The following is a 17,828-nucleotide window of genomic DNA, read 5'->3' as shown; positions in this document are numbered from 1 at the left end:
TAGTGAATCGCGTACAAAAAAGTGTCGACAAAATCCGAGACTTTGTCGACACTCATAATCTATTTTTTTAATTTTAATTTCATCTTCCTATATACCAATTATTGTTATCGAATATTAATATTTTGCAGCATCAGATGATGGATGTAAAATTAACTCTACATCTTTGTCCGATAATTCATAATCGTAAAATTTTTGATAATATGATTTAATCTCATCTTTCATATTATATTTAAATTTATCAGGATGGTTATGTTGTGCCATCCATTTCAACATTAATGGAGCATCGCCATTTGGTGGGAACCAACGATAAATACCTAAAGGTACCTTATAAACTTCTTTGTCTTTCACTGCCTTCACTTGGCTCCAATCTTGACCATCCGTTTTATTTTCAATCAAATCTTCTGGTTGTGTTTCAGTGAAATTAGTAATATAGATTTTATCCGGATTCCATTTATAAATTTGTTCCATATTGACTTCTTTTTGTCCTTCTACGCCATCTTCTCCAACTATATCAACTCCGCCAGTTGCTTTAATCCATTTTTCACTATGGAAATTTGATCCAGCTACAACGATAGAATTATCTGAGTGCTGATGTAGAAATAAAACTTTGGGTTTCTTTGATTTTTTTGTGTCTTTTAAGCTTTCATCAATCATTTTTTGAGATTTTTCACCCTCTTGCATAAAATTATCAGTTCTCTCACTTGTTTTACCACCTTTGATTTCTGAAGTTATTTCTAACCAACTGTTAAATGTAGTCAATGGATCATCATCTTCATCATTTACAGTATCAAGACCAATTGTAGGTATACCACTTTCTGCAACTTTATCTAAGGTTTTCTTTTCAGATGCAAGTTCAAAGTAGACATCTGGATTGATTTTAGATAATTCTTCTATATTTATATCACCGTTTTTAACAAATTCAGTAGATGTTTTTTTAATATCAGGAGATATTTTAGCTAGCATTGAATTTTCTGCAGCATTGTAGGCATTTGGATGTAATCCTTTTATTTCTTTAGTAGAATTCGTCCCTACAAACCAAGCAGAAAAATATGGCAGTATGCCCCCTACTACAATACTATCCGGATCTTTTTTAATCTTCACTTCACGGTTTGTTTGATCGGTAACAAGTTTTTCCTCTTTCGTTAATTCTTTATCTTCTGAATTACTCGCTGTATTGTTTGAACTGCATGCAGTAAGTAATGTAGCTGATAATACAATCCCAGATAGGATACTATATTTTCTATTCATTGCTGATCTCCTGTTCATATCTATTTTCTAAACTAAGTCAAAATAGCCTAGTGTAATTTATAAGTACTAGACCTATATGCATCCATAAAAATTGATTAAATACTTCCAATAGCATTTAAAGTCTATATTTATGCATATTTATCTATATATAAACCATTCTAATGATAATGATAATCAATTTCAATATGTATTTTAATTATCTTACTTTTAATTGAAAGTATTCTATAATATAGAAGGAATAATAAAGTCTTGAATAAAGAGGGTTTGAAAATGGATAAAAAACAAATTGTAAATTATTGGGATAAACGTGCCGAGTCTTTTAGTAAAGATAAACAGGCCGAATTAGAAAGTAGTCATGCAACAGCTTGGTTGAAAGAGATAGAAGCAATTACTCGATTAAGAGATGGTTTAAAAGTCTTAGACATAGGTACAGGTGCTGGTTTTCTAGCAATCATATGTGCACAACAAGGCGCTGAAGTATCAGGTATTGATCTTGCTCCTGATATGATTCAATCTGCAAAACAGAATGCACAACAATTAAATCAAAATATACAATTTAAAGTCATGGATGCAGAACATCTAAATTATAAAAATGAAACTTTTGATGTCGTTATCGCTCGAAATGTGACATGGTTAATGCCTAACACACAAGCTACTTACAAAGAGTGGTTACGTGTGTTAAAACCAAATGGTCATCTTATTAATATAGATGGTAACTATGGCAAAGATTCCTTTATTAATTACGGGGATATCTCAACAGATCACGCACATAACACACTGGGAGATGAGATGTTGCAGGAAAGCGAAATCATCAAACAAAGCATACCTATTAATCATCAATCAAGACCACGATATGACATAAACATCTTAAAACAGTTAGGATATCAAAACATTCATCTTGATACTGGTGTTTATGCTCGAGTATATAAAGAACAAGATGCTTTTTATAATCCAACACCTATATTTTTAATATCAGTCTCTAAACCTATGACCTAGTTTAATGTACATTTTTTTATATTAGATAGAATATTTATTATATTTTAGTATCTTAAGTGCCTTGAACTTGCGTTATGCTTCAATTTTTATCATACTAAAAGAGAATACAGTAAAAGGAGTGGTAAGAATGAATAAAGAACAATTTGATAAAGTGAAAAATGGTAAAGGTTTCATTGCTGCATTAGATCAAAGTGGTGGTAGTACACCAAAAGCGCTTAAAGATTACGGCGTTACTGAAGATCAATACGATAGCGAAGATGAAATGTTCAAACTCGTTCATGACATGCGTACACGTATTGTATCATCACCTTCATTCAGTGCTGATAAAATTATTGGTGCAATTCTTTTCGAACAAACGATGGATCGCGAAGTAGACGGTAAACATACTGGAGATTACTTAGCAGATAAAGGCGTTGTTCCCTTCTTAAAAGTTGATAAAGGTTTAGACGAACAAAAAGATGGCGTTCAATTAATGAAACCTATGCCAGATTTAGATGCTTTATTAAGTCGTGCCAATGAACACAAAATTTTTGGTACGAAAATGCGTTCTAATATTTTAGAACTAAACAAAGATGGTATTGATTTAGTGGTAAAACAACAATTTGATGTTGCTAAACAAATTATCTCTGCTGGATTAGTTCCAATCATTGAACCAGAAGTTAATATTAATGCTGAAAATAAAGCAGAAATTGAAGCATATTTAGCTGACTCAATCTTAGAAGAACTAAACAAATTAAACGATGATCAACTTGTGATGTTAAAACTATCTATCCCTACAAAAGCTAACCAATACCAAACACTTATTGACCATGCTAATGTTGTACGTGTTGTTGCACTATCAGGTGGATACAGTAGAGAACATGCAAACGAAGTCCTTAAACAAAACAAAGATTTAATTGCTAGCTTCTCACGTGCACTTATTAATGATTTAAATGTAAATCAATCAGATGAAGAATTTGATAAAATCTTAGGTGAAACAATCGAATCTATTTATGACGCTTCAGTCAATAAAGCCTAAATAAATAATTCCTACACATTATTTATTTCCCAGGAAAATCAGAGCGCTTGAGATTTGAATACCTCAGTAAACTAATAAAAGCAGTTTTCTACTCAAAATGTAGAAAACTGCTTTTTTCATGATTAGGTTTTTTTATTTGTACATAGAGGTACTTTTTTCGTAACAACAAACACCTAAAACACATATTTTTTGTATGCGTCCTACTAGAATGTGAGGTGATTTGAGATTATAAGTTCATGAAGTTCCTATGGTATGTAATCAGCAATAACATCCTAATTACCTTCATCAATTTCAGGATAAACAATGTATCCATCATCTTCTATAATCGGCAAAGCACCCCATTGTCCTAATTCATGCTGTTGCTGAATAATTTGTTGTTCGTTATCAAGCATAATATGATGTACAGACCATTTGTGAGCAGTTAGCCAATTACTCACAATTAATCTATGACATCGCGCTGGATGAGGTTCTGAACACATGTATGCTACACGTTTTGAATCCCCTAACACTTCTAATGCATTGATTCCTTCTTGAAAATCTTTCGTCAAAGTATAATCAGCGTAATTATGGAAAGACTCATTATTCCATGCTTCATTTATTGTTCTACCTACACTTTCAGAGGCTTTTCTTCTACCACCTAACAACGTATTATATTGATATTCAATGTTTGCTTCAGTGAGCCATTTTCTCATATTCTCTTCATTAAATTGAGGATTGCGTTTACTCCCTCTATACGCACGTACATCCACAATGACCTCTATATTAAATTGTTGAAGCATATCTATAAATTGCTGTTCCGAATGATTCGCGTGACCTATCGTATATATTTCCGACATTCTAATCCCCTAACCGTTGAAAAATCTTGTATTTATACTATATAACCTAATTAAATTTTTATAATCTCAACTATTTAATTTTGCGATATATTGACTATAAACTAATTCTTAAAATATACTAGCCATCATTGAAAAATATCTATATACTAAATTTAATTTATAAAATAACTTTATTTAAAGATTAAGGGGGACAAAAATGAAGAATTATTTACATAGGTGGGTCATAGAAGCACTCAGTTTTATGGCTTTAGGATTATTCGGATCGTTAATTATCGGGTTAATTTTGGATACAATAGGTAGTCAAACATTACTACCTCAATTAGACTTAACATTTTTAACTGAAATAGGTAAGGTTGCCATGTCTGTGACAGGTGCAGCGATAGGTGTTGCAATTGCATATGGATTAGGTGCAAAACCACTCGTTGTTTTTTCTTGTGTCATTGTAGGAACATTGGGGTATACCACTTTTGAAGGTGGTCCTGTGGGGCATATATTGCTACTTTAATCGTAGTTGAACTGAGTAGATTATATGCAGGAAAAACAAAAATCGATATTATTATAACGCCCTTACTAACAATTATTATTGGTGGTTTCATTGCAAAAAGCTTTGGTCCAGCGCTCAATCAATTTATGACTGGCTTAGGCAAAATCATCAACGCTGCTACTGAGCAACAACCATTCATAATGGGGATTCTCGTAGCTGTCATCTTCGGTTTAGCTTTAACGGCGCCTATTTCTAGTGCTGCACTTGCACTTATGCTTGATTTAAGTGGATTAGCTGCCGGAGCGGCGACAATTGGTTGCGCAGCTCAAATGGTTGGATTTGCAGTCAATGGCTTTAAAGACAATGGCTGGGGCGGTATATTATCCGTTGGAATTGGTACAAGCATGTTACAAGTTCCAAATATTATTAAGCACCCTATGATACTCTTACCTCCAACACTTGCGAGTGCAATTGTTGCACCTATCATGACAACATTGTTCCCTATGACGAATAATGCTGCTGGTGCCGGTATGGGAACAAGTGGACTCATCGGTCAAATTATGACTATTAATACGATGGGTGGCTCACTACAAGTTTGGATGTTAATCCTTGTATTCCACATCCTCTTACCTGCAGCTATTAGTTTTTCATTATATAAACTATGTTTAAATAAGCAATGGATTAAACCTGGAGATCAACTTATCCATATCGCTAACTAATTTTTAAATAGTGATAATTGAATCTGACTCATATGTGGAAAAGCGTGCACAAAAAGCAGCCCGAATATAAAATTCGGGCTGCTTTTTGTATTTATCCTATATTAAAATAATATTACCTATCTTCTTGTATTGGTACTTGCTCACTACTCACAACATTTCTCTTTTGTGTAAAATAGAGTACAAATGCAATGAAATACCAAACTAAGACAATCAACCATTCTGATGGCCAAGCCAATGATGATGGCATGCCAGGCAAGTATATGATTAAGAATAACACACTTAATACAATTGCAATTATACCGACTGCTTTACCATTCTTAATACGATAAGGGCGTTCTAACTCTGGCTGTGTTTTACGTAACTTAAGGAATGAAATAGCCACGAGTAAATAACCTAATACAACACCTATACCCCCTGCATTAACAATCCACTGAAGTGCAGGTCTACCTAATAATGGTGCAACAAATGCAAGTACACCTAAGAATAAAATACCGTGTGTAGGTGTTTTAAACTTGGGATGTATATAAGCAAACCATTGAGGAATCATCTTATTTTTGGCCATGGCATATAATATTCTGCTACCACCAATAATGAAAGCATTCCAACTCGTAATAATACCGGCGACACCACCAAGTACTAGCAAGATACCGAAACCACTATGACCGAATAAATTGACCATCGCATCAGCTGTAGCTAAGCTACTTGTCGTCAATGCTTGTGGAGATAGTCCTGTGGATACACCAAAAACAATCAATAAATAAAATATGACTGACGCAATAATAGAAAAAATTAAAATACCACCAATTTTTTTAGCTGGTGCTTTTACTTCTTCAGCTATTTGCGGTATGACGTCAAATCCCACAAATAAGAAAGGAATCATCATTAAGACAGACATTGTACCACCAACACCATTTTCAAATGGTTGTAAATTATTAAAGTTACCATTAAACCCTGCACCAAACACAAGTAGTAATCCTACTCCAACGATAAATATTGTAAACACTGTTTGTATAATCGCTGCTGGCTTAACGCCGAAGTAATTAAGTGACGTTAAGATGATACTTCCTACAGAACCGATGAGTACCCATGTCAGATAAACATCCCATCCTGCGATATTCCACAATAACCCTTGATGCTGAAACGGAATTACATAATCTATCACAGTTGGCAAAGCAACCGCTTCGAATGTTATTACAGAGACATAGCCAAAAAGTACCGACCAGCCGGATATAAAAGCAATCCCCGGAGAAAATGCTTTTTTCACAAAAACAAATCCGCCTCCTGTTTCAGGAATAGCTGCAGCTAACTCTGCATATGTAAGTCCTATCACAATAACTAAAAATCCACCTATTAAAAATGCAATAATACTTCCTACAAAACCTGCTGTTGAAACCCATTCTCCTGATAATACGACCCATCCCCATCCAAGCATGGCGCCGATAGCAAGAAACAAGACATCAACAATACTCATTGATTTATTAAATTCTGATTTCATTGAACATACCCCATATCATTCATCAAATTTCAAAAAGTGATATATTAAGGCTGAAATAACATCTAATTAATTACGATATTTCCAACCTTGCAATCACTTTATTTCCGCACTTTGTTTACGTTTAAATCATTTCATATTGTAATTGTTGAAAATCAAAATTATCTGCTAAGTTTCTATTGATAGATATTTAGTTTCTAAATATGGTTCAATTCCTTCTGTACCGCCTTCTCGACCATAACCACTTTCTTTCAAACCACCAAAAGGTGCGTGTGCTGCAGAAGGGCCACCGTCGTTCCATCCAATGACGCCGTACTCTAATTCATTAAATAATTTCAATCCAGTACGATAATTATTTGTGAAGAAATATGAAGCTAACCCAAATTCAGTATCATTTGCAATGTCTATCACTTCATCTAAATCATCATAGGTCATGATTGGTGCCACAGGTCCAAATGTTTCTTCATGCATCACTTTCATGTTCAAATCTACATTAGAAATTACTACTGGTTTTAAGAAATTGCCACCTAATGCTTGGATCTCTTCTAAACTACGAGATAACTTGCCACCTTTGTCTTGTGCATCCGTAATATGTGTTAACACTTTCTCGACAGCATTGTGATCTATTAGAGGACCTATTTTAACTTCTTCCTCTAAACCATCACCTACTGTGAGTGCATGTACTTTTTCAGTTAGTCTTGCTGTATATTGTTCCGCTATATCTTTATGTACAAAGATACGGTTTGCACATATGCATGTTTGTCCAGCATTTCTGAACTTAGAAGCAATCGTCCCATCAACGGCTGCTTCAATATCTACATCATTATGTACAATAAACGGTGCAAGACCTCCAAGTTCCATCGTTACATTTTTAACTGTTTGTGCTGATTGTTCAATTAATGTTTTACCAACGGCTGTCGATCCAGTAAACGTTATTTTATTAATTTGGCCATGTCCAGTAAATATATCACCCGCATCTTTACCTGATGCAATAATATAAGATATCGCATCTTTCGGAATACCCGCTTCATGTGCAAGTTCTACTAATTTGATTGTAGTTAAAGGTGTCTTCACTGCTGGCTTACAAATGATTGTACATCCTGCTGCTAAAGCTGGTGCCATTTTACGCGTAATCATTGCTGCTGGAAAATTCCAAGGTGTAATTGCTCCAACCACACCAACTGGAAATTTATCTATAACCATTTTCTTAGAAGGTGTATGGGCCGGAATTGTACGTCCATAGACACGTTTCGCTTCTTCTGCATACCATTTCACATAAGAATTCGCATAAGCTACTTCCCCTTGAGCTTCAGCTAAAGGTTTACCACCTTCAAGGGTAATCAGACGTGCAAGTTCATCTTGGTGTTCATCTATAAGTGTAGCCCATTGGTTTAATTTACTAGCACGTTCATGTGCATCTACAACTTTCCATTCTTGAAAAGCTTGATGAGCACGGTTTATCTGTGCATCAATCTCCTCATGCGTCGTGTAATCTAAACGTTCAACTACTTCATTCGTTGCTGGATTATATACTTCTAACTGTTCCATATCCTTCACTCCTTAAAAAACGTTTTATACTCTATGTCTATCATTAACTTATACCTTTTAATATTTTGAAAATGAACTTCATTTTTTAAGAAACGCTATAATTTGAAGTCACTTCATCAAATACATGCGTTAAAATGTTTAAGCCTCGGTTAAGTTCTTCATCAGTTATTACTAATGGAGGTAAGAAGCGTATAACATTGCCTTTAATTCCTGCAGATAATAACAATAAGCCTTTGTCATTTGCTGTTTGTGTGATTTTACCTGTCATTGCTTTATCAGGTAAACCTGTTTCAGCATCTACAACTTCAAAAGCTACCATAGCCCCTAGACGACGAATCTGTGCGATATGCTTGTGTGACTGACTGAGTTCTTGCAAATATACTTCAATATCATGGCCAAGCTGTTCTGCTTTATCATTTAATTGCTCTTGCTCTATAATATCAATTACTTTTAACGCAGCTTCACAAGCTAATGGATTACCTGCATACGTACCTCCTAATTCTCCTGGCGCTGCACTATCAATGATTTCTGCTTTACCTACTACACCACTTAAAGGAAATCCCGCAGCAAGTGATTTAGAAACTGTGATTAAGTCTGGTTCAATACCAAAATGTTCAATTGCAAAGGTTCTACCTGTTCTAGCAAAACCCGTTTGTATTTCATCTACTACAAAAACGATACCATTATCTTCACAAATTTGTTTTACTGTATCAACAAACTTTTGATCAGGAATAATAAATCCACCTTCACCTTGTACGGGTTCCATTACAATACATGCAACGTCACTTGGATCTACAGTTTCAATGAAGAAGTCATGTAATTTATGAATCACTTGATCTACATATGCATCTTCCGTTAATTCTTCAGATTTTTCAGAAATATTAGGATATGGTGCTTGATAAACTTCAGGTGCAAATGGACCGAATCCATATTTATAAGGTTTCACTTTGCTTGTCATAGACATTGTTAAATTTGTACGACCATGAAAACCACGTACAAATGATACAACGGCTTGTCTACCTGTATATTTCCGAGCAATTTTCACTGCATTTTCTACTGCTTCAGCACCAGAGTTTAGTAAAATAGCTTTTTTAGCAAATTCACCTGGCGTAATCTCTGTTAATTTCTGTGCTAGGTTAAGGTAACTTTCATACATCATGACATTAAAGCCGGGATGAATGAATTTATCTAGCTTTTCTTTTAAATGTTTGGTAATTTCTGGGTGCGTATGACCGACATTAAGCGTACCAATAGCACCAGCAAAATCAATAAATGTATGACCATCTACGTCAGTAATTGTTGCTCCTTGCGCTTTATCTGCAACATGCAAATTTCCATTACCAACACCACGTGCTACATACTTTTCTCTTTTTCTTTAAAATGCTCAAATTGACCTGACATTAAAAAACCTCCTCATGCTTATTAAAAAAGATTTATGGTTGTCTAAAAATTTAAGTCATTATTGGTATTATGTAAAGACCCAGTTTAAGCAAACTAATGGTACCAGTTTATTCAGAAAGCACTTGTTTCAAACGCTTTACAGCTTCAGGTATCTGTGATTGTTCAATTTTTGAGAAGCCAATAATTAAAATTTTAACCGCCTCATTCTTTTGAAATGTTTTTACAGAAAAGCGTTTAATAGTATAAAGTTCTAATTTTTGTGCTTTTGCGCGTGTTTCAATTTCTGTATATGTATAAGGAGAAACTACTTCTATGATGAAGTGTAAACCTGCGCGTGTATCTTTTATTTGAATGTCATCTTTAAAAACATTTTCTAAATGTTCGATTAATAGAGACCTTCTTTTTCCATATAGTTGATGCATTTTTTTTATATATTTTTCGTAATGACCTTCTTTAATCATTAAATTGAGTGTTAATGCATTTAACATAGAAAAATCTGGTATCATATTATCATTTTGTAATTCAAACTGCTTAATCAATTTTGATGGTAAAATCATATAACTCATACGTAAACCTGGCATTAATGTTTTGGAAAAAGTACCCAAGTAAATCACGCTGTCATTTTTATCAAAACTAAACAATGACGGTATATTGTCTGTTTCATACTTAAACTCACTATCGTAGTCATCTTCTATAACATAGCTATGTGTTTGGCTTGCCCAGTTTAATAAATCGATTCGTCTTGAGACAGGCATAATGGTGCCCATAGGAAACTGGTGAGATGGTGTTACAATAACAGCATTAGGTTGCACTTGTTTGAGCTGATCTATAGATATACCTTTATGATCTAATTCTATTGCTGTGGTTGATGTATTCGTTTGATTTAGTAATGTTCTAAAACGTGAATAACCAGGATTTTCTACAGCAATCGTTACGTTTCTTTCCAATAATTGAATTAACTGCATCAATAAAGTATTCGTTCCTGATCCTATAACGATTTGTTCAGGATGACATTGTATCCCTCTTTGATATGACACAAGTTTTGCAATAGATTGTCTTAGTTCTATTGGGCCCTTAACGTGTGGAATAGTCGACAAATAATAATCATAATCTTGAAATACACGCTTTGTTAACTTTGCCCATGTGTCGACTGGAAATTCTGATATATCTGTACTCATATGGGAAAAAGAGTAATCAAATGTAGTTCGAGTTGTATGTTCGTGGCCCTCTAATGAAATTTGTGCGTCAGGATCGACGATTAATTTATCTAACGGTTCTATAAAATAACCTTTTCGTTCCTTTGTATAAATGTAACCTTCAGCTAATAGCTGTTCGTAAGCTGATTTCACACTGTTCACACTCACATTAAGATGCTTTGCCATATCTCTTTTTGAAGGGATTTTTTCATGACTTTCATATTTGAATGCGAGTATATCATCTTTTAAGCGGTTATATAACTGTCTATAGATATATTTTTCTGTGTCTTGTTGCATAACTACACCCCTTCGCTATATTACAATTTGTTTATGATACACATGGTTAAGTCTACTATACTAATAAAATTGTTTTTTCTATTTTGATTTAAAAAACAACGGTAGCCACCATGAGGTTAACTATCGCTGTTGGTATTGATTTCACGTCAAGAATTATCAGACATTAGAATCAAATATTATAAAATTGGAGATGCTAATTTAGCAATAGATTGTTTAAACTTAATCCAATGTGAACGCTGTTCGTAACGTTCTTCTGTGAGTTCTTTTGAAACTTTAAGGTCTTCAAAGAATGCTTCTTTTAATTGTTCCGCGATTTGCGTGTCATACATAAATGCATTAATTTCAAAGTTTAATTCAAAACTACGAACATCCATATTTGCAGTACCCACGCTTGATACTTCATCATCAATCATAATCATTTTAGAATGGATAAATCCATTCTCATATGTGTAGACTTTCACACCGTCTTTAATCAGCTGAGCTACGCTTGTAATTGTCGCCCAATATACAAATATATGATCAGGTTTACACGGTATAATCAAACGAACATCGACACCAGATTTCGCAGCAATACGCAGGGCATTAATAAACCCTTTATCCGGAATAAAATAAGGACTGTGCATATAGATGGACTTTTTAGCATTCATAATCATCTTCATATATCCAAATTCAATTTGATGCCAATTATCACTTGGTGCACTGGCAGCCAGTTGCATAGACACGTTGCCACCTTGATAGGCATTGTTCGGGAAATATCTTTTATTATATTCTAGCTGTTCACGTTTAGCTTGCGAGTTCCAATCATGTATGAAACTCAATTGTAGTGCATCGACACCGTCGCCTCTCACTCTTAAGTGTGTATCTCTCCAATAGCCAAACTTCTCGTCTAAACCTAAATATTCGTCACCTATATTAAAACCACCTACATAACCTGTCAGTCCATCAATAATTACAATTTTACGGTGATTTCGGTTATTTACTCTAAAGTTTATAAAAGGTATTTTAGATTTGAAAAATGCCTCGACTTGTCCGCCCTCTGACTGAAACTTTTTAAAATTAGAATTATGTACCGATTTAGAACCTACGGCATCATAGAGTAGTTTAACCTCTAGACCTTCTGCAGCTTTTTCTTCTAATATTTCAATAATTTCACTACCTAAGCCGTCTAATTTTAAAACGTAATATTCCATATGAATATAGCGCTTAGCATTGCGTAAATCTTGCTTCATTTGATCATACAAATCATGACCATCTGTGTAAATATCGATATTATTGTTATTACTTAAAAAAGATTGTTCTTTCGTTAATAACGTATTAGCAATATCAGCATGTTTTCTTACAATAGGATTTTTTGAATCACTAATTTTGTTTGTATCATCTTGAAGTTGTGACCGTAACCTTTTCAACCCATCTTCAATTTGATTATGCTCAAATCCGCGTTCACGTTTTTTCTAACTGCACGTCCGAAGAATATATACACAATAAAACCTAAAATCGGCATAACGAATAATAAGAATAACCATGCCCAAGTTGAGGTCGCATCTCTTCTATCCCTATCTAAAAATACAATAAGTAAAGCGAGCACGATGTTCATTAGAAAAAAGAAAGCTAACACGATTCTATATATCGGACTTATACCTGTATCAAACATCAATTGCATAAAATCACCTCACTACTTCTCTTTTATGAAATCTGTTATTTAAAAATTAAATATTGCATCAAAACTTCCATTTTATTCACATATAAATTGAATGTCATAAATAATAACGTTCAATGAATAATATTTCAATCGATATAATCATTTCAATTATATTCTATTGTGAGTATTTTTACCATTTTAAATACATTTCATTTAATTTATAAAAATATATGACAGCTTATTTTCAAACTATTTATTTTGTTTTGATTGTGCTTGATTGTTCTATAGTACGTTTACGTCCCGCTTGTGAGCCAAATAACGTTATAACAATCGCAGTAATTAATAAAATACTTAGTGAAGCGGTCCATTTACCTGTCATATCATGCAAGATACCAAATAATAACGGACCTACTGCTGCAACAAGATAACCTACTGCTTGAGCCATTCCTGAAAGCTTTGCTGATGTTTGAATATGTTCCGTTCTTAAACTAAAGAACGTATTCACTAAGCCAAACGCAAGACCACCCGCAACGCCGATTAAGATAGTAGAAATGATTGCTAGATTTGGCGCAATTAGCATAATTGTCACACCCACAATAAAACATATACCTGTAATAAAGGTTAAGAAGAATTGCGATTTCATTTTAGTCGCAAATATAGGTGTAATGAAGGTAAATGGAATAATAGCAATCTGCATAATAGATAAATATGCGCCTGCCTCATTAATAGTCATACCACTATGAGATAAATAAGCAGGCAGCCAATTAATCAACGAATAAAATATAAGTGATTGTCCTCCCATAAGTATCGTAATTTGCCATGCTAATGGAGATTTCCACACATTCACACTTTTCCGAGGTAAAGCTGTGGCGGTTTCTTGTGTTCCTTTTAATTGAAATGACCATATAATAATTGTTATAAGTGTGATAATTCCTATAACACTTATAGCGATATTATAATTAAATGCCTTTACTAAGGGCGCTGTCCCATATGAGGATAAGCCACCAAACACATTCATCACAACGGTATAATATCCCGTCATAATACCGATATGTAGTGGAAATTTCGCCTTAATCATTGCTGGTGCTAGTACATTACCAAATCCGATACCGATACCTATTAGCACTGTTCCTATGTATAACCATGAAATGTCCGTAATTGATCTGACAAGAACACCAATAAAGATTAAACAAAGTGCTAAGAAAATTGTTTTTTCTAATCCCATTTTATTACTTGTTCGAGCAGCAAATAATGAAATCACAGAGAATGCCAATAATGGCACAACTGTTATAACACTGACTGCACTATTAGACATCGCTAAATCTGTCTTAATGTCAGGTAACGCAACACCAATTGAGGTGATCGGTGCTCTTAAGTTAGCGCCTATCAATAAGATTCCTATAAACAATAACCAATTAAATGGTTTTATTTTTCTATACTTTTCCATATTGTACCGCCTTGCTCGCTTTATTTTAAAACAACACAATATATGGTACGATATGTACGTTATATTGTAAATAGGAGGATTCACTTGTATAATATTCAGAATATAGTAGCCAGAAATTTATCTGACTACCGAAAAAAACACAACCTCAGTTTAGATAAAGTTGCAATAGCAACAGGTGTGAGTAAAAACATGCTGAGCCAAATTGAAAAAGGCACTTCTAATCCAACGATTACAACGTTATGGAAAATCGCAAATGGATTACATTTATCATTGTCTCAATTAACAGCGATGAATAATGATAGCGTAGACTTTATTGATGAATCAGATATCATCCCTATCATTGATGAACAAATAGCGATTTATCCTTATTTTCCTTACGACGATAATAAAAAATTTGAAATGTTTAAAATGGAGATACAAGCAGGAGGCAAGATGCTTTCTGAACCTCATCATACTGGGTCTGAAGAATATATTATTGTTAACAAAGGCCAGTTAAAAATAGCAGTCGATACAACAATGTATACGATCAATAGTAATCAAGCTTTCCGCTTCAATAGTGACGTGCCTCATCGTTACTTTAATCTAACTGATGAACCTGTTGTATTTACCGCAACGATTCATTATCAATAGAACATTCAATTTAATCCTCATAATATTATGAGCCATTAGTCTCCTAACAGAAATCTAATGGCTCATTTTGTATTCAAGATATTTTAGAGTCTTGTTGATTCCTTAGGCATTTCGTCATGAATCTTTCATAAGCTAAAATAGCTTATAGTGTCGTGTATATTTGACACATACTCTCATGTCATATATATTGTACATGTAATATATATTTGACACTAAAGAAGGGTAATAAATCTATTATGAATAAAGTTAAAAACTTTCGTACTGCTAAAAACATGTCACAGCTCACACTTGCGCGTTCAGTAGAAGTATCTCGTCAAACCATTAATATGATTGAAAACGATAAATATAATCCCTCGCTTAATTTATGTATAAAGATTGCTAAAGCATTAGATGTCACCTTAAATGACTTATTTTGGGAAGATGATAATCATGAATAATAAAGATAAATGGCTTTATCAAAGATTTGCAGGAACAACGAACTATCCCGATGAATATCAAAGACATGAAATTGACAAATTACTTGCTAAACTTTCAATTATTTCACTATACATATTCTTATCTTTACTTTACTTATCTATATTTTTTGATATTGAGCGTTCATTTATTTCACCTTTTAGTATAGGCGGTATCATATTGATAATTATATTGGCATGCAGGATGTCTATGAGTCATTTTGCAGCAGATGCCCTTACAATAGAAGTTACTGATAAAGAAACGTATCATCAAACATTAAAAAATTCACGTAATAAGAGAATTATATTTCTTATTGTAGCAATCATTTATATACTACTTGTTAACTCAGTCATTGCTCCAATGCTTGCAGGAAACGCATTGAATATGGAACGTTTAACTGACTTAAACACATTTTTCCCTGTAATAGTTATTGCAGTATTTACAATTGCTAAAGATTCACGTGTAAAACTTATTGATCAAAAGGAGACGTATAATGGAAAATAACAAGTTACTTCGTTTAATTCCTAACTTCAGGTTTACTGATGAATATGAAAGACAGCAATTACTTCATGAATACGCTAAATATTTTGTGTGGCTATTTTGGGGCATCATGATTATTTCTGTAGCAGATATATGGATAGAATTTTACTTACACCGTATACCTATCTTAGGTATTTTAGGTTTTGCTTTAATTATGATATTATCTCTAATTATGATCATCGCTATTAGAAGCAAAAAAATAGATGTAGTAGAGGCTTATTCAGAAGAATCATTGAAAAAAGAGATGAAGAAAGTGCGTAATGGGAGTTATATTTTTGCTGGAATGATGTTCTTGATTGCAAACTTTAATCAATATATTCTCCCTTTTATTATACATAGTATGCTTCCTGAGAAATCTGATATACTGACTAACTTATTCATTTCTATTGGATGCGCCATTATAGCCGGCTTGTTTGTTTATACCCTTGGTCGCAGAAAGGTTACGCGTGCCTATATGGATAAATAAATATAAAGAACCACGTACTCATAAATAATTGAGCACGTGGTTTTATACTATGTCGGAAAAGTATAACTTAAATCCCAACCAATATCATATTTATCTACCAGTTTAGCGTACTTAGCACCCCAGAACATATCTGCTAGTTCCATCTGTACCTCTCCACCCTCTTTGAGACGGTTATAAACTTCCTCTATATCTGCTTTATTTTCAAACTCTAACACAATATAGACATTGCGATCTTGTAACATAGTATCATCATCTTTCGGAATATCAGACAGCATAAATATTTGACCATCTACCTCGAGTTGACTATGAATAATTCTATTCGGGTCATCAGCAACTGATTCATTCGCTTCGCCATAAGTCATGATTCCTTTGGTCGTCCCACTTAATATTTCACTATAAAAACCTAGTGCTTCTTTACACGTACCGTTAAAAAACAAGTAAGGTATTACTGTTTTAAGCATAGTGACACTCCTTATTAAAAATTTTATATCACTTTAACAGTACCCACTCTCACACATAACTAGTCTCCACCTTTTTAAACAGACACTGACCGACGTCTTAAATATTTCATTCGCTGTGAAACATGATTATAAAATCTAAAATAATAGATGTTATTACAAGAATTTTTCAATATAAAATGCAGATTCTTCGATAGATTTATATTCCGTATTAATCACAGTCGCGTTTAATTTTTCAAAAATTTCCTCAGCATATACTAACTCCTGTCTGATACGTTCAATACTATTGTAATTTGTAGGCCCATGTAATCCTAAAACTTTTACACGTTCATTACGAATATTCAAAATGTAATTAGGACTAGCAGTTAAACCAAATACTTTCAACTTCTTATATTTAAAGACTTCATCTGGTATATCAACTTCTGGTACTAAAGGAATGTTTGCTACTTTATAACCCTTATTCGCTAAATACATACTCAAAGGTGTCTTTGATGTTCTAGAAACTCCAACGATGAGCGCATCCGCTTCGCCAATATCAGTAAAATGCTTACCATCATCATATTTCACTGAGTATTCCATTGCTTCAATTCTTTTAAAATAGTTTTCATCTAATTTGCGTAAAGCGCCACTTTCAAGAATAGGTGAACAATTGGTAAGCTGCTGAATAATCCCTATTAAATCTGACATATAGTCGACATAAGGGATTTGTTCATTTTGTGCGTACTTTTGACCTACTATATTAAATTCTGGGTTCACTAACGTCGTAACAACGACTGCCCCTCGTTCTTTTGCTCGTTTCAAAACATTAATTAATTCTGATTCACTTTTAATAAATGGAAACTTCTTAATCTCTATTTGTGATACTTCTGGAAACTGAGTTAACGTGGCGTGAATCATACGTTGTGCAGTTTCACCAATTGAATCTGATACCACGAACAAAGTGAGTTGTGGTGTTTGTGT

14 protein-coding genes and 3 pseudogenes are annotated in these 17,828 nt (G+C 33.6%); 7 read left to right on the top strand and 10 right to left on the bottom strand.

Translation table 11 applies throughout. The features are described from left to right. Positions 1–114: 114 nt before the first annotated feature. Complete coding sequence (locus AOB58_RS10090) at positions 115–1,248, bottom strand: ABC transporter substrate-binding protein (protein ID WP_046466019.1); 1,134 nt, start codon at positions 1,246–1,248, stop codon at positions 115–117. A 270-nt stretch (positions 1,249–1,518) separates the two neighbouring features. On the opposite strand from AOB58_RS10090, the gene AOB58_RS10085 reads away from it, so the two are divergent. Next, positions 1,519–2,244 carry a class I SAM-dependent methyltransferase gene (locus tag AOB58_RS10085; RefSeq protein ID WP_064783385.1) on the top strand — a complete coding sequence of 242 codons (726 nt, stop codon included), beginning with the start codon at positions 1,519–1,521 and terminating at the stop codon, positions 2,242–2,244. Between the two features lie 127 nt (positions 2,245–2,371). Then, the gene (locus AOB58_RS10080; protein ID WP_002511606.1) at positions 2,372–3,262 is read left to right on the top strand and encodes a fructose bisphosphate aldolase; all 891 of its coding nucleotides are present in this window, start codon (positions 2,372–2,374) and stop codon (positions 3,260–3,262) included. A 272-nt stretch (positions 3,263–3,534) separates the two neighbouring features. On the opposite strand, the gene AOB58_RS10075 is transcribed toward AOB58_RS10080, so the two are convergent. After that, entirely contained in the window at positions 3,535–4,098 is a 564-nt protein-coding gene (locus AOB58_RS10075) for a DUF488 domain-containing protein (RefSeq protein ID WP_002506520.1), read from the bottom strand. Between the two features lie 196 nt (positions 4,099–4,294). On the opposite strand from AOB58_RS10075, the pseudogene AOB58_RS10070 reads away from it, so the two are divergent. After that, positions 4,295–5,301: pseudogene (locus AOB58_RS10070) on the top strand (PTS transporter subunit IIC). 112 nt (positions 5,302–5,413) lie between these two features. Here the strand turns inward: AOB58_RS10070 and AOB58_RS10065 are convergent. From AOB58_RS10065 to AOB58_RS10040, 6 genes and pseudogenes are all read right to left on the bottom strand, one after another. Beyond that, a complete protein-coding gene (locus AOB58_RS10065) occupies positions 5,414–6,796 on the bottom strand; it encodes an APC family permease (protein WP_002511608.1) in 1,383 nt (460 codons plus the stop codon). Between the two features lie 165 nt (positions 6,797–6,961). Further along, on the bottom strand, positions 6,962–8,341 hold the full coding sequence (locus AOB58_RS10060) for an NAD-dependent succinate-semialdehyde dehydrogenase (protein ID WP_046466021.1): 1,380 nt from the start codon (positions 8,339–8,341) through the stop codon (positions 6,962–6,964). 85 nt (positions 8,342–8,426) lie between these two features. Next, positions 8,427–9,742 (bottom strand): annotated as a pseudogene (gabT, locus tag AOB58_RS10055) (4-aminobutyrate--2-oxoglutarate transaminase). A gap of 107 nt (positions 9,743–9,849) precedes the next feature. Next, the gene (gene gabR / locus AOB58_RS10050; RefSeq protein ID WP_021338872.1) at positions 9,850–11,235 is read right to left on the bottom strand and encodes a MocR-like transcriptional regulator GabR; all 1,386 of its coding nucleotides are present in this window, start codon (positions 11,233–11,235) and stop codon (positions 9,850–9,852) included. A 176-nt stretch (positions 11,236–11,411) separates the two neighbouring features. After that, positions 11,412–12,895, bottom strand: a pseudogene (cls, locus tag AOB58_RS10045) (cardiolipin synthase). A gap of 232 nt (positions 12,896–13,127) precedes the next feature. Continuing rightward, positions 13,128–14,321 carry a CynX/NimT family MFS transporter gene (locus tag AOB58_RS10040; protein WP_046466023.1) on the bottom strand — a complete coding sequence of 398 codons (1,194 nt, stop codon included), beginning with the start codon at positions 14,319–14,321 and terminating at the stop codon, positions 13,128–13,130. 84 nt (positions 14,322–14,405) lie between these two features. On the opposite strand from AOB58_RS10040, the gene AOB58_RS10035 reads away from it, so the two are divergent. The 4 genes from AOB58_RS10035 (at position 14,406) to AOB58_RS10020 (ending at position 16,410) form a co-directional block, all read left to right on the top strand. Further along, positions 14,406–14,951: a helix-turn-helix domain-containing protein gene (locus AOB58_RS10035; protein ID WP_021338874.1), complete on the top strand. Its 546-nt coding sequence runs from the start codon at positions 14,406–14,408 to the stop codon at positions 14,949–14,951. 236 nt (positions 14,952–15,187) lie between these two features. Beyond that, the gene (locus tag AOB58_RS10030) at positions 15,188–15,388 is read left to right on the top strand and encodes a helix-turn-helix transcriptional regulator (protein WP_002506511.1); all 201 of its coding nucleotides are present in this window, start codon (positions 15,188–15,190) and stop codon (positions 15,386–15,388) included. Then, positions 15,381–15,908, top strand: a complete 528-nt coding sequence (locus AOB58_RS10025) for a hypothetical protein (protein ID WP_021338875.1) — start codon at positions 15,381–15,383, stop codon at positions 15,906–15,908. Before AOB58_RS10030 ends, AOB58_RS10025 begins: the two co-directional genes overlap by 8 nt. Continuing rightward, positions 15,898–16,410, top strand: coding sequence for a hypothetical protein (locus AOB58_RS10020; protein WP_002506509.1), 513 nt, complete (start codon positions 15,898–15,900; stop codon positions 16,408–16,410). The genes AOB58_RS10025 and AOB58_RS10020 overlap by 11 nt, the downstream gene beginning before the upstream one ends. 47 nt (positions 16,411–16,457) lie before the next feature. Here the strand turns inward: AOB58_RS10020 and AOB58_RS10015 are convergent, their stop codons facing one another. Both AOB58_RS10015 and AOB58_RS10010 read right to left on the bottom strand, forming a co-directional pair. Next, positions 16,458–16,871, bottom strand: a complete 414-nt coding sequence (locus tag AOB58_RS10015; RefSeq protein ID WP_046466024.1) for a VOC family protein — start codon at positions 16,869–16,871, stop codon at positions 16,458–16,460. 153 nt (positions 16,872–17,024) lie between these two features. Further along, a complete protein-coding gene (locus AOB58_RS10010) occupies positions 17,025–17,765 on the bottom strand; it encodes a pyruvate, water dikinase regulatory protein (RefSeq protein ID WP_230456596.1) in 741 nt (246 codons plus the stop codon). Between the last annotated feature and the right edge of the window lie 63 nt (positions 17,766–17,828).

It is taken from the genome of Staphylococcus sp. AntiMn-1, assembly GCF_001663395.1.
In the GTDB taxonomy this organism is placed as follows: domain Bacteria; phylum Bacillota; class Bacilli; order Staphylococcales; family Staphylococcaceae; genus Staphylococcus; species Staphylococcus equorum.
Note: the sequence above shows the minus strand (reverse complement) of the source record. Positions and strands in the feature narration are given on the sequence as shown.